We start from the raw sequence: 12,588 nt of genomic DNA on the forward strand, positions 1-12,588 counted from the left end.
CGCGCGTGCGCGGCGCGATCAATTTTCGGTTGTACCCAACAGCACTGGAGCAAACAGTGGACTTAGTCGGGTACTGCCGAGATCAGACAGATGATCCTCATCCTTGTACTGTGAGTAACCATTGACCTCAATGCTGCAGATCTGTCCCGCACACATCAGCGGCGTCGGATCGATGACATGCACGCCTGGATCGGCGGCGCTCATCGACTCGAACAAGGCACTGAGAAAGTGCTGGCGGGTCAAGTGCTCCTGGAGCGGGCGCCCCAACCCTTCGGCCGAACGTCCGACCCGGGCCAGGCTCGTCAATCGATTAACGGCGCCCTTGCGCTGCAGCGGCACTTCCTTGAACAACCAGACTTGCACGCCCGCCGCCCTTAGCATCGCCACCCGAGCCTTGAGCGCCGCGGCCATGCGCGCCTCGGCCTCGGCCGTATTGTCGCGGGGGTTGAGCAAAACTTTCCTGTCGCCGTCCTCACGACCGTAGACGTAAAGACTCCAATTGGAAGCCAGCACTACATCCTTGATCTGCAGGTGGCGAACCTGCTCCATGGTCCTTTCGTTGAAGTCCTTGCAACGCTGGCGCACGTCGTCGCTCAGGATCGGCGGACAGGCGCTCATGCTGTAAAGCCATACCGGGCGCCCCTCACGTGTGGCATTGCTCTCAATCGCCGGCAACAATGCCGCGGCATGGCTGTCGCCCCAGAACAGTTGAGTCGCCGGGGCCTCTTTGGTCGCACCAACCAGGCACGCCTTGTCCAGGTTCTTGTCCGAGGTCACCAGCATGCATTTCATCTGCCCGGCCTTCCACTCCCGCGCCTGCGCATACTCCAACGCCTTGCCGGTAAGGCGCTGAGGAAAGCCATCCGCCGAACGCACCACCGAACCTGTCACCGCCAGGGCGACCATGGCCAGCAAGCCTCCCACCAGCACCGGCTTGCGTCCGGGCAACAAGCGCTTCTCACGAAACGGAAGCTCGACGAAGCGCCAGCTCAGCCAGGCCAGACTCAACGCCAGCAGTATCCAGCCTACGGCCTCCAGATGTTCGATACCGTCGATGGAAACAGCATTGGCATAGACGTAGACCGGCCAATGCCACAGGTAAAGGGAATAGGAAATCAAACCAATCCAGACGAGCGCCCTGGTACCGAGCAGTTGAGCCACCCAGGTCGAACCCTGTGCCCCGGACCAGATCAGCGCGGTGGCGCCAAGGACAGGCAGTAAAGCGGCCCAACCCGGGAACGTCGTGGTCCTGTCAAAGGTGAACACCGCCACCAGAACCGCCGCCAACCCGGCCACACCCGCCAGTTGATAGAGCCACGGCCTCACGGCATGTCTTGAGGTGGGCAATACCGCGAGCATCGCACCACACAACAGCTCCCAGGCCCGTGTCGGCAACGAGAAGAACGTCACGTCAGGCTTGCGGTCGATGTAGGCGATATTCAGCCCGAAAGAAACCAGCAATACGGCAAACAGCATCCAGCGCCAATGACGAACATGGCGCATCAACAACACCATCAGCAACGGAAAGAAAATGTAGTACTGCTCTTCAACAGCCAGCGACCAGGTATGAAGTAGCGGCTTCAGGTCCGACGCCGGCTCGAAGTAGCCGTCTTCACGCATGAACAAGATGTTTGAAATGAACAGCGATTGGTAACGAACCGTCCGGCCAAGCTCGGAAAAATCCTTGGCCGTCAGCAATAACCACCCCAGGACCAACGTTGCCAACAACACCAGGCTCAAGGCCGGCAGGATGCGTCGCGCACGCCGGGCCCAGAAATCGACAAAACTGAAACGTTGCGCGCCAATCTCACGGAAGAGGATGCTGGTGATCAGGAATCCGGAAATGACAAAGAAGACGTCGACCCCGACAAAACCACCGCTGAACGTGCTGAAACCGAAGTGAAACAGCACCACCGGAATAACGGCCAAGGCCCTCAAGCCGTCGATGTCACGGCGATTGCCAAATGTGTGCATAACGCTCCTTGTCGTTTAAATCGTTTAAAAATACAAATGCCAAAACAAGGACACTGCCAGCCTGCAAAAAGTTGTCTGCCTTGATATAAATCCAGCCCAAAAAAGAGCGCCCGGTCAGGGGCGCTCTTTTTTTGAAGCGTTGCTTCGTGTTACTTGCGCTTCATCGACAGGAAGAACTCATCGTTGGTCTTGGTCGTTTTCAGCTTGTCGACCAGGAACTCGATGGCGGCGACTTCATCCATCGGATGCAGCAGCTTGCGCAGGATCCACATGCGCTGCAATTCGTCGTCGGCGGTCAGCAACTCTTCGCGGCGCGTGCCGGAACGGTTGATGTTGATGGCCGGGAACACACGCTTTTCGGCGATACGACGATCCAGGGGCAGCTCCATGTTGCCGGTGCCCTTGAATTCCTCGTAGATCACTTCGTCCATCTTCGAACCGGTTTCAACCAGTGCGGTGGCGATGATGGTCAGCGAGCCGCCTTCCTCGATGTTCCGCGCGGCGCCGAAGAAACGCTTGGGTTTTTCCAGCGCGTGGGCATCGACACCACCGGTCAGCACCTTGCCGGAGCTCGGGATCACGGTATTGTAGGCTCGGGCCAGACGGGTGATGGAGTCCAGCAGGATCACCACGTCTTTCTTGTGTTCGACCAGGCGCTTGGCCTTCTCGATCACCATTTCGGCAACCTGCACGTGGCGGGTCGGCGGCTCGTCGAACGTCGAGGCAACCACTTCGCCGCGTACGGTGCGCTGCATCTCGGTCACTTCTTCCGGACGTTCGTCGATCAGCAGCACAATCAGATGAACTTCAGGGTTGTTACGGGCGATGTTGGCCGCGATGTTCTGCAGCATGATCGTCTTGCCCGCTTTCGGCGGCGCCACGATCAGGCCGCGCTGGCCTTTGCCGATGGGTGCGCACAGGTCGATGACACGACCGGTGAGGTCTTCGGTGGAACCGTTGCCGGCTTCCATCTTCATGCGCACGGTCGGGAACAGCGGGGTCAGGTTCTCGAAGAGAATCTTGTTCTTCGCGTTTTCCGGACGGTCGTAGTTGATCGTGTCGACCTTGAGCAGGGCGAAGTAACGCTCGCCTTCCTTCGGAGGGCGGATCTTGCCAACGATGGTGTCACCGGTGCGCAAGTTGAAGCGACGGATCTGGCTCGGCGAGACGTAGATATCGTCTGGGCCGGCGAGATAGGAAGCGTCTGCGGAGCGAAGGAAGCCGAAGCCGTCCTGGAGAATCTCCAGCACGCCATCACCGGAGATTTCCTCGCCGCTTTTCGCGTGCTTCTTGAGCAGGGAGAAAATCACGTCCTGCTTGCGCGAACGGGCCATATTTTCTATGCCCATCTGTTCGGCCAATTCGAGCAGTTCGGTAATCGGCTTTTGCTTGAGTTCAGTCAGATTCATATAGGAATGACGTAATCATTTATGGAGGGGGGAAATTAAGCTTTTGGCTTAATGAGGCCGCGCCGCGGAGAAGGCGACAGGATCGCGTACTTATTCGAAAGGAGAGCGTCGGCGACGGCTTGCAGGGGGCAATGGAGAAACCAGTGCGGGGCCGAATGTAACACCTGGGTTTGCGAGCGTCTAGCCCTGAATAACGAAAAAGCCCCGCGATTTGCGGGGCTTTTTCAATGGCATTCGGCGCTTAGATGTTGGCGTCGAGGAAAGCGGCCAGTTGCGACTTCGACAGCGCACCGACCTTGGTGGCTTCGACGTTGCCGTTCTTGAACAGCATCAGGGTCGGGATACCACGCACGCCGTGCTTGGCCGGAGTCTCCTGGTTCTCGTCGATGTTCAGCTTGGCAACGGTCAGCTTGCCCTTGTAGGTCTCGGCAATCTCGTCCAGGACCGGGGCGATCATTTTGCAGGGACCGCACCACTCAGCCCAATAGTCGACCAGCACTGCGCCTTCGGCCTTGAGTACGTCAGCTTCGAAGCTAGCGTCGCTAACGTGTTTGATCAGATCGCTGCTCATGGAAATCTCCGGGGTAATCAGCAAAAAAACGTGGCCCATCATAGCTGCCCTTCCCAGGTTCAGGAAGCTTGAGTTGATTGAGTCTCGCTATGGCGGCAGATGTATTTGGGTATAGCTCAAGTCACGAGGCCACAGGCGCCACGAAGGAAATTCCGGTACGCAGCGCAGCGTTACGTACATGTTCCTGCATGGCTTTTTGCGCGGCGCCTGACGCCCGACGGGCCAGGGCGCGAAGGATCTTGCGATGCTCCTGCCAGGTTTCCATCGCCCGCTCCGCCCGGATGAACGGTAGCTTCTGGCTTTCCAGGAAGATGTCAGCGCTGGCGGTGAGGATGCTCAACATCGCCTGGTTACCGCTGGCCAGCAGGATGCGCCGATGGAATTCGAAATCCAGCCGCGCGGCGGCGTCGAAATCCCCGACCTTCAATTCCCGACGCATGGCTTCGACATTGTCTTGCAGCCGGTCGAGCTCATCGGCGCTGAGTGTCACTGCAGCCAACCCCGCCGCAAAGCCCTCCAGGGCGTAGCGCAACTGGAAGATATCCACCGGCGAGATCTGGGCCGCGAACGGCCAGCCCGGCGCCGACTCGCCGCGTGGAGCCTCTACCGGTGCCTGCACGAACACCCCCTTGCCCGGCTGCACGCTGATCATGCCCAAGGCACTCAGGGAGGACAGCGCTTCGCGCAGCGACGCCCGGCTCACGCCCAGTTGCAGCGCCAGGTCCCGTTGCGACGGCAGCGCATCGCCCGGGCCGAAGCCTTCATCGACGATCAGTTTGCGGATGGCTTGCAGGGCCACTTCAGGAACGGCACGAGCGATGGAATTCATGATTTTTTCAGACGAACCGGGCCAGTGAGCGGCTAGTTGTAAAGCTATTCGCCGCCCCCGGCAAGTCGTGCCCCAGCAGGGTTCGGCGACAAATGCCGACGCCCGATAACGGTGCGAAACGCGGCACAACTGTTCAGACCAGTAAGACCGCTCCCCACCAGCAAAACCGTGGCTTCGGCCGATGGAAAGTCGCCTTGGCATGGCCTGTGCTCTGTCCGAACGCAGAAATCACATCACCGATTGCGGAGATTCGCCATGATTCAGCGTTGCAGCGTCCTGCTCACAGCCCTGTTTGCCAGCCTGATGCTTAGTCAGTTGCCCGCCCATGCCGACGGCCTGGACGACGTGGTCAAGCGGGGCACCCTCAAGGTCGCCGTGCCCCAGGACTTCCCGCCATTCGGTTCGGTCGGCCCGGACATGAAACCCCGCGGCCTGGACATCGACACCGCAAAACTGCTGGCCGACCAGCTCAAGGTCAAGCTTGAACTGACGCCGGTCAACAGCACCAACCGCATCCCCTTCCTGACCACCGGTAAGGTCGACCTGGTGATTTCCAGCCTTGGCAAGAACCCGGAGCGCGAAAAAGTCATCGACTTCTCCAGCGCCTACGCGCCGTTCTACCTGGCCGTGTTCGGTCCACCTGATGCCGCCATCAACACCCTGGACGACCTCAAGGGCAAGACCATCAGCGTCACCCGTGGCGCCATCGAAGACATCGAACTGAGCAAAGTCGCCCCCGAAGGCACCACCATCAAGCGCTTCGAAGACAACAACTCGACCATCGCCGCCTACCTGGCCGGCCAGGTGGACCTGATCGCCAGCGGCAACGTGGTGATGGTCGCCATCAGCGAACGCAACCCCAAGCGCGTCCCGGCGTTGAAGGTGAAACTCAAGGACTCGCCGGTGTACGTGGGCGTGAACAAGAACGAGCCGGCGCTGCTGGACAAGGTCAACCAGATCCTCGCCACCGCCAAGACCGATGGCAGCCTGGAGAAGAATTCCCAGACCTGGCTCAAGCAGCCGCTGCCGGCCGATCTCTGACCGTCGCTTGAGAGGCTGAGCATGGCTTATCAGTTCGATTTTCTGCCGGTGGTGCAAAACACCGAGCTGCTGTTGCGTGGTGCGCTGTTCACCTTGGAACTGACCGCCATTGGCACGTTGCTCGGGGTCGGCCTGGGCATTGTCGGGGCCGTGGTGCGGGCCTGGAACATTCGTCCATTCGCGGCGATCTTCGGTGTGTACGTGGAATTGATCCGCAACACGCCGTTCCTGGTGCAGTTGTTTTTCATCTTCTTCGGTTTGCCATCCCTGGGCCTGCAGATCTCCGAATGGCAGGCGGCGGTGCTGGCGATGGTGATCAACCTCGGCGCCTACTCCACCGAGATCATCCGCGCCGGTATCCAGGCCATCCCCCGGGGGCAACTCGAAGCGGCCGCGGCCCTGGCGATGAGCCGCTTCGAAGCCTTGCGCTACGTGGTGCTGCTGCCGGCATTGGGCAAGGTCTGGCCGGCCCTGAGCAGCCAGATCATCATCGTGATGCTCGGATCGGCGGTCTGTTCGCAGATCGCCACCGAAGAGTTGAGCTTTGCCGCCAACTTCATCCAGTCGCGCAACTTCCGCGCGTTCGAAACCTACGCCCTGACCACGCTCATCTACTTGTGCATGGCGCTGTTGATCCGCCAGTTCCTCAACTGGGTGGGTCGCCGCTGCCTATACAAGAGCAGCACCGGGAGCCGCCCATGAGCGATTTCACCTTCTGGGACGTGGTGCGCAACCTGCTCACCGGCCTGCAATGGACCCTGGCGCTGTCGCTGGTGGCGTTTATCGGCGGAGGTGTGATCGGCTTGCTGGTGATGGTGCTGCGCATCTCCAAAAGCGCCCTGCCCCGTAACATTGCCCGCACCTACATCGAGCTGTTCCAAGGCACGCCGCTGTTGATGCAACTCTTCCTGGTGTTCTTCGGCGTGGCCCTGGCCGGGGTAGAGATTTCCCCGTGGATGGCGGCGGCCATTGCCTTGACGCTGTTTACCAGCGCCTACCTGGCGGAGATCTGGCGCGGTTGTGTCGACTCGATTTCCCACGGCCAGTGGGAAGCTTCGGCGAGCCTGGCCCTCAACCCGCTGGAACAGTTGCGCTACGTGATCCTGCCCCAGGCCCTGCGCATCGCCGTGGCACCGACCGTGGGCTTTTCCGTGCAGGTGGTCAAAGGCACCGCCGTCACTTCGATCATTGGCTTCACCGAACTGACCAAGACCGGCGGCATGCTCGCCAACGCCACCTTTGAGCCATTCATGGTCTACGGCCTGGTCGCCCTCGGTTACTTCCTGCTCTGCTACCCCTTGTCCCTCAGTGCGCGCTACCTGGAAAGGAGACTGCATGCCTCTGCTTAGAATTACTGCCCTGCATAAATACTACGGCGATCATCACGTGCTCAAAGGCATCGACCTGAGCGTCGAGGAAGGCCAGGTGGTGGCGATCATCGGCCGCAGCGGCTCGGGCAAGTCCACCTTGCTGCGCACCCTCAATGGCCTGGAATCGATCAACGACGGCGTGATCGAAGTCGACGGCGAATACCTCGATGCCGCCCGCGCCGACCTGCGCAGCCTGCGGCAGAAAGTCGGGATGGTGTTCCAGCAGTTCAACCTGTTCCCGCACCTGACGGTGGGCGAGAACGTGATGCTGGCGCCGCAGGTTGTGCAAAAAGTGCCCAAGGCCAAGGCGGCCGTGCTGGCGCGGCAGATGTTGGAACGGGTCGGGCTTGGCGAGAAATTCGATGCCTTCCCCGACCGCTTGTCCGGCGGCCAGCAGCAACGGGTGGCGATTGCCCGCGCCCTGGCGATGTCGCCGAAAGTGCTGCTGTGCGACGAAATCACCTCGGCCCTGGACCCGGAACTGGTCAACGAAGTGCTCAGCGTGGTGCGGCAACTGGCCAAGGAAGGCATGACCCTGATCATGGTCACCCACGAAATGCGCTTCGCCCGGGAAGTGGGCGACAAACTGGTGTTCATGCACCAGGGCAAGGTGCATGAGGTGGGCGATCCCAAGGTGCTGTTCGCCGATCCGCAGACAGCCGAATTGGCGAACTTCATCGGTACCGTGGAACCGGCGGCGTGACGTTCAGTGGCCGGGGACCAGCTCGAAGCGGCCACGACCGTCAATCAAGGTTTCATCACGCACCCGGGTCGCACTGGCTGGCAAGTAGGTCTCGATCTCGACTTGCGCCGTAAACATCCGCCCCTGGATGGGTACACCGCCCTGCCGGGCGACCAGGGTCTGGCCAGGCAACAGACGGCTGCCCTGCTCCAGGGAACGCGCACGTCCTTGGAACAGTTCGACGGCCTGCCCGTCCAGCCGGGGCTGCTTGAGGCCTAGCGTGAAACTGCCGTGGAGCCCCAGGCTGAAGGCTTCGGGGCCGGCGCCAGGGCTGTCGAAACGCAAAGCCATCGCGGTGGGCTGGGGACAGACCACACTCAGGTTCAGGGTTCGCTTGCCGAGCGCCAGTTCAGCCTGGCCCGGCTGCTCGACAAGCAGCTCGCCGGAGTGCAGGCGACCATAATCGACCCGATCCTGGCTCAGCGACACACTGCATTGTTCAGCTTTCGCTGGGTTCGTCAGCATCAGCATCAGCATCAAGCAACTCAGGCAACTCAGGTTCCTCGGCAGTCGCCAGTGCCTCATTTGACTGAAGGTCACGGCATACCGCCGAAGCGGTCTCATAGGGAAGATCTTCATCGTTGTTCTCCATCAGTTCGAATTGAAGCTGGCAGGTCCTGGCTCCGGACAACGCAACTTTCAGGGCCTGCTGCCCATCGATGTCGCCAAGGAAAATCATGCCGTCGCCAGCCACGCTGGTCAGGAAGTCGTCATTTTCAGCCAGTACCGAGACACCCTGCGGCAGCGCCTGACCGCCTTCGTCGCGGGCATGCAGCAACAGCCTGCGAACATTGACCACCGAGAAGTCGACGGCATTGAATGAACCGCGTCCGGCGCTCAGGACCTTGGTGCCGTTCTGGATATCCACGCGCTTGGGCAGCGACCGGGTGTCCACTTGGAGACGACTGTTGTTGTAGGCGGGCAAACTGGCGATGACCGCCTGCCCTTTCGCGTCCGTCCATACCGGGCCTTGCGGTGTGCTGATCCTGGCCCCTGGAACCCCCCCCAAGGAAACAACGCCGAACGTTTCCTGGACCCGGTAAGGGGAAAAGGTCACCCCTTGTCCATGCGCTACGACACCACCTTTGAGGTAGCCACTGTAATTAGTGCTGAAACGGTCTTGACTGGCCGCCAGCCCGACCTGCGCATAACGTGGCGTCGCGTTGACACTGCCTCGCGTCAGGGATTGCGAATGGTTAAGCCCCTGCTCGGTCCCCACCTCATAGTTGAGGTATTCGTTGACGCGCTCGCTGTAGGCGGCCGCCAGGGTCGAACGGCTGCCCTGATGCCTTAGAGAGGAACGGGCGCGACGGTCCTTGCCCAGCGGTACGCTGACCTGCAGGCGTACCGACACACCCTCGTCGTATGACCCTGATGTGCCCACCGCCGAATCAATGTGGGCACTCACGCTGGCATGCTTGAACGATTTGCTCCAGGAGCCGTACAAGCGCGCGTACGTCTGGTCATCGAATTGCGACGATTGGGAGTAACCCATCGAGAAACCACCCAACGCCGGATCGAACCAGCTGAGTCCGGCCGTGTATTGGTTCTTGAAGCGCGACGCCAGAAAATCATCCCGCTCGATATTTTTGTCGACGTAACGAATCTCTGAAACTTCGCGGTAGCCCGGCGTCTGCCGGGTGGCACTGAGTGTCAGGTCGAGGTTGTCGGCCAGCGCCGTGCCCAGGGAAAGACTGCTGCGCGCGCCGGACCTGCCGCTGGCCTTGTCATGGGAGACGTTGCTGCGCGCGCCAACCGAAAGGTTCGCCAGTGGTCGGGTATCGAGCCCAAGCCCCATCGCCTGATACGTCTGCGCACCCACCAGGCCGCTGCTGACCGCCGAGCTCTGCCCCAGCCCCCAGCTTGCGCTCCCCATCGCCAGCAACGGTTGCTCGCCCTCGCTTTCTCCTGACCCACGCACCTGGCCCAGGGAAAGGTAATAACCCGACTGAACGGGAACCGTGCCCCGGAACGACGCCGCCGGCACGACAAAACGCTGCTCTGCGCCACTGTCTTCGATCACGCTCACTTCAAGATCGCTGGTGCCGTTGAGGAGCGGCAAATTGCTGAGGGTGAAGGGGCCTTCCGGCACCAGCGTTGTGTAAATCAACGCACCGGACTGACGGACCTCCACCCGGGACTGACTCAAGGCCAACCCTTCCACCACGGCACCACTGGCGCCACCGCCGCGCTTCACGCCGTCGGGAAAGAACTGCAGACCGGAGAACTGCACACCACCGAACACCGGACTGTTGCTGGAAAGCTGTCCGACCTGGAAAGTCGATTGCAAAGGCAGCAGGTCGCGCTGGGCATAGGCGTACAGATGCTCGCTGCGTTGCACCCCGTTGATCGAGGTGTAAAGCTGGCGACTGCGGACAATCCAGTCCCCCAGATTGAAGCCGGCTTCCGTGGCCAGGGAGAGATAACGGTTTGCGCCGCCTGAACGCGATTGGCTTTCCAGGCCCAGCACATCGTAGTTGAGCAGCCCTGCCAGGCCGCCCCGGGCGAACATTTCCTCGCTCAGCCCCTGCTCTCGAAAGGCCTCGCTCGGGACCACCAGTGCGACCTCTTCGCGATTGGGGCGCAGGCTCACGACCGTATTGGGGTATTGCGCAAGGAAGTCATGGCAGGTCGGTGCTTCCCCTTCCCCTTGGTTGATCATTGCAGCAGGCACGCGCAAACCGGCCTTCTCCAACAAACCTTGGGTAAAGCACAGCTCACCATCGCGATCGAATTGCGCCTCGGTCAACCCGAGTTGATTGCCGTTGAGCCGCAGGCTCACGACGCGTGTGCCCTCGTGAAAACGCGGCGCGGTACGGAAGTAATCCGAAACACCGGGGTCGACGCCTCGGGAAGAGAGTATCGAGGCACCGAACTGAGCCTCTTGTTCCTGCGCGAGCACATAGCCATCGGTCCCGCACCAGATCGCTGCGGACAAGATCCACTTGCGTGACCAGAGTCGTTTGCCCGTCCATCCGCAAACCCACCGACGACCGCTGTTGCGTACGATAAGGCGCGGCGCCGCGTACATGACCTTCATCATCGACTCACGACCGGCGCATCAAAATTGCCAATCGCAAACCCATACAGCGTCGCGGGCTGGATCGTGACCGACGTGAGCTCGGGCACAGCCTCCTTGAGCGCGGCCGTCAGGGTCTCGCCCGGCAAGATATAGGTGCGGGGCAGGGAAACCGAGGTGTTCGGTGGGTTCAGATGCACCCGCTCCGACAAGCGCACGACGTAGGGGCTGTCGTTCTGCACCGCCAGGTTTTCCCCGTCGACTGTCCATTTCAAGAGTTCCCAGGGCGCCTGATGCCGAGGCAAACCCTTGGGATGGATGATCACCGGCAAGTTATGGCGAATGTTGATGCCCACCGTGGCACCGCCATCGGATTTCTTCTGCGGGATCCCTTCGAAAGTGACACGCTTGAGACGCTGGGTCTTGAGCGGCTCCTTGAAGGCCCCGATCAAACGGACCAACTGCGTTTCACCGGCATCGACCCGCATGATCGGCGGCGTCACGATCACCGACAGCTCGGGGTCTTCCGGTATGTGTTCAATCTTTGAATGAAGCAGCGCTGGGCCGGCATCGGTATTGGTGAGGTTGATATTGGCCTCGCCATGCTCTTCATAAAAGATAACCACCGTGGTTTCCGGTTGCATGCCGGCAGCCATCGCCGAGCCGCAAACAAAACAACCCAGGTACAGCGCTGCACGCAAAGCAAATCCAAGTTTCAGTAAAAAGTCCAAGGCACACTCTCCCGCCACGAATCGAAGTTCATGGAGCGATACATAGATCTGAATAAAATGCTCGAAACGGCCACAACCTGACGCCTGACCTTTCCTTCGTCAGCATCGATCAGCCGTGCAGAGCTAATATATCCAGCAAAGAGCCAGCCCCGGGATCGGGGCTGGCAATAACATCAGATGTAGTTCAGTTCCAGCGTTGCGCTGCCATCTATTTGCAGGTCATCCCGCACAACCAGTTCGGTTGTATTGTTGATCGCTGCTTCGATTTCCAACTCACCTGTGACTGATGTCAAAAGGTGCGGGCTAGTGACGCTATTTGGAGACCACGTGAGAACGTATTGGGGCACGCTACGGAGAAAATCTTGAGCGCCGATCCAAGCCGACGAAGTTCCGGACAGGATGGTTTTGAAGTCAGTGCCTCCGTCCACCGAATAGTTACGCACATGCAGGCTATAGGCGCCAATTTTATCGCCATCCGCGTTTGTCCCCAACCCGAAGCTATTGAGCGGATGAGCAAGGCCAGGATTGATAACTTCCATGGCTTCATGCTTTCTGCTGCCCGCCCGATTATCGCTAGCAGTTAAACCAACAAGTGTCGGTCCATCACAGGTGATGTTGAACGCCGTATTCAGTTTGTTCAGTTTGGTGTAATCGACAGGGCTCAAATCCGTGATAGCGATTCGTCCATAATCGACCGACAACGTAGGAATATTCAGCGAGCAACTGCCAGGAACAATGCTACCTGTCACTTGCAAGTCAGCCGCCTGGGCATTGGTGCAGGCCAATGCAAGAAGCGTGATTGCCGCCAAACCATATTTGTTTTTCATTACTATTTCCTTCAAATAGCATCAATTGGATGCTAATCATGCAACGCCTGGGAACTCCTTCCCCCTATCACACCT

12 protein-coding genes are annotated in these 12,588 nt (G+C 59.9%); 4 read left to right on the top strand and 8 right to left on the bottom strand.

Annotated features, from left to right (window positions below; all coding sequences use genetic code 11):
• Positions 1-18 precede the first annotated feature (18 nt).
• From PSH84_RS27450 to PSH84_RS27465, 4 genes are all read right to left on the bottom strand, one after another.
• Entirely contained in the window at positions 19-1,974 is a 1,956-nt protein-coding gene (locus tag PSH84_RS27450; protein ID WP_305468796.1) for an acyltransferase family protein, read from the bottom strand.
• Between the two features lie 149 nt (positions 1,975-2,123).
• On the bottom strand, positions 2,124-3,383 hold the full coding sequence (rho, locus tag PSH84_RS27455) for a transcription termination factor Rho (protein ID WP_046039047.1): 1,260 nt from the start codon (positions 3,381-3,383) through the stop codon (positions 2,124-2,126).
• Positions 3,384-3,624: 241 nt separating this feature from the next.
• Positions 3,625-3,954, bottom strand: coding sequence for a thioredoxin TrxA (gene trxA, locus PSH84_RS27460; RefSeq protein ID WP_003206727.1), 330 nt, complete (start codon positions 3,952-3,954; stop codon positions 3,625-3,627).
• Between the two features lie 121 nt (positions 3,955-4,075).
• Positions 4,076-4,783, bottom strand: coding sequence for a FadR/GntR family transcriptional regulator (locus PSH84_RS27465; RefSeq protein WP_305468797.1), 708 nt, complete (start codon positions 4,781-4,783; stop codon positions 4,076-4,078).
• Between the two features lie 255 nt (positions 4,784-5,038).
• Here PSH84_RS27465 and PSH84_RS27470 point away from each other — a divergent pair, with 255 nt between their 5' ends.
• From PSH84_RS27470 to PSH84_RS27485, 4 genes are read left to right on the top strand one after another with little or no spacing between them, the layout of a single operon-like run.
• Positions 5,039-5,824 carry a transporter substrate-binding domain-containing protein gene (locus PSH84_RS27470; RefSeq protein ID WP_305468798.1) on the top strand — a complete coding sequence of 262 codons (786 nt, stop codon included), beginning with the start codon at positions 5,039-5,041 and terminating at the stop codon, positions 5,822-5,824.
• A gap of 21 nt (positions 5,825-5,845) precedes the next feature.
• Positions 5,846-6,526, top strand: coding sequence for an amino acid ABC transporter permease (locus PSH84_RS27475; RefSeq protein WP_305468799.1), 681 nt, complete (start codon positions 5,846-5,848; stop codon positions 6,524-6,526).
• A complete protein-coding gene (locus PSH84_RS27480) occupies positions 6,523-7,173 on the top strand; it encodes an amino acid ABC transporter permease (protein ID WP_077507224.1) in 651 nt (216 codons plus the stop codon). Before PSH84_RS27475 ends, PSH84_RS27480 begins: the two co-directional genes overlap by 4 nt.
• Positions 7,160-7,897, top strand: a complete 738-nt coding sequence (locus tag PSH84_RS27485; protein WP_024619803.1) for an amino acid ABC transporter ATP-binding protein — start codon at positions 7,160-7,162, stop codon at positions 7,895-7,897. The genes PSH84_RS27480 and PSH84_RS27485 overlap by 14 nt, the downstream gene beginning before the upstream one ends.
• Positions 7,898-7,900: 3 nt before the next feature.
• Here PSH84_RS27485 and PSH84_RS27490 read toward each other — a convergent pair whose 3' ends face one another.
• The 4 genes from PSH84_RS27490 to PSH84_RS27505 all read right to left on the bottom strand — a co-directional run bounded on the left by PSH84_RS27490 (position 7,901) and on the right by PSH84_RS27505 (position 12,513).
• Positions 7,901-8,413, bottom strand: a complete 513-nt coding sequence (locus tag PSH84_RS27490) for a DUF1120 domain-containing protein (protein ID WP_305468800.1) — start codon at positions 8,411-8,413, stop codon at positions 7,901-7,903.
• Positions 8,376-10,967 (bottom strand): fimbria/pilus outer membrane usher protein, encoded by a 2,592-nt coding sequence (locus PSH84_RS27495; protein ID WP_439800571.1) that lies wholly within the window; start codon positions 10,965-10,967, stop codon positions 8,376-8,378. The genes PSH84_RS27490 and PSH84_RS27495 overlap by 38 nt, the downstream gene beginning before the upstream one ends.
• A gap of 8 nt (positions 10,968-10,975) precedes the next feature.
• Positions 10,976-11,611: a fimbria/pilus chaperone family protein gene (locus tag PSH84_RS27500; protein WP_240998497.1), complete on the bottom strand. Its 636-nt coding sequence runs from the start codon at positions 11,609-11,611 to the stop codon at positions 10,976-10,978.
• A 248-nt stretch (positions 11,612-11,859) separates the two neighbouring features.
• The gene (locus tag PSH84_RS27505; RefSeq protein ID WP_305468802.1) at positions 11,860-12,513 is read right to left on the bottom strand and encodes a DUF1120 domain-containing protein; all 654 of its coding nucleotides are present in this window, start codon (positions 12,511-12,513) and stop codon (positions 11,860-11,862) included.
• Positions 12,514-12,588: the final 75 nt, after the last annotated feature.

It is taken from the genome of Pseudomonas beijingensis (assembly GCF_030687295.1).
GTDB classification, from domain to species: domain Bacteria; phylum Pseudomonadota; class Gammaproteobacteria; order Pseudomonadales; family Pseudomonadaceae; genus Aquipseudomonas; species Aquipseudomonas beijingensis.

Excerpts from the sequence above, each read along its gene's own strand:
- PSH84_RS27480 (WP_077507224.1), top strand. The coding sequence starts at position 6,523 with ATGAGCGATTTCACCTTCTGGGACGTGGTGCGCAACCTGCTCACCGGC.
- PSH84_RS27490 (WP_305468800.1), bottom strand. The coding sequence starts at position 8,413 with ATGCTGATGCTGATGCTGACGAACCCAGCGAAAGCTGAACAATGCAGT.
- PSH84_RS27450 (WP_305468796.1), bottom strand. The coding sequence starts at position 1,974 with ATGCACACATTTGGCAATCGCCGTGACATCGACGGCTTGAGGGCCTTG.
- rho (WP_046039047.1), bottom strand. The coding sequence starts at position 3,383 with ATGAATCTGACTGAACTCAAGCAAAAGCCGATTACCGAACTGCTCGAA.
- trxA (WP_003206727.1), bottom strand. The coding sequence starts at position 3,954 with ATGAGCAGCGATCTGATCAAACACGTTAGCGACGCTAGCTTCGAAGCT.
- PSH84_RS27485 (WP_024619803.1), top strand. The coding sequence starts at position 7,160 with ATGCCTCTGCTTAGAATTACTGCCCTGCATAAATACTACGGCGATCAT.
- PSH84_RS27470 (WP_305468798.1), top strand. The coding sequence starts at position 5,039 with ATGATTCAGCGTTGCAGCGTCCTGCTCACAGCCCTGTTTGCCAGCCTG.
- PSH84_RS27465 (WP_305468797.1), bottom strand. The coding sequence starts at position 4,783 with ATGAATTCCATCGCTCGTGCCGTTCCTGAAGTGGCCCTGCAAGCCATC.
- PSH84_RS27495 (WP_439800571.1), bottom strand. The coding sequence starts at position 10,967 with ATGTACGCGGCGCCGCGCCTTATCGTACGCAACAGCGGTCGTCGGTGG.
- PSH84_RS27505 (WP_305468802.1), bottom strand. The coding sequence starts at position 12,513 with ATGAAAAACAAATATGGTTTGGCGGCAATCACGCTTCTTGCATTGGCC.
- PSH84_RS27500 (WP_240998497.1), bottom strand. The coding sequence starts at position 11,611 with ATGGCTGCCGGCATGCAACCGGAAACCACGGTGGTTATCTTTTATGAA.
- PSH84_RS27475 (WP_305468799.1), top strand. The coding sequence starts at position 5,846 with ATGGCTTATCAGTTCGATTTTCTGCCGGTGGTGCAAAACACCGAGCTG.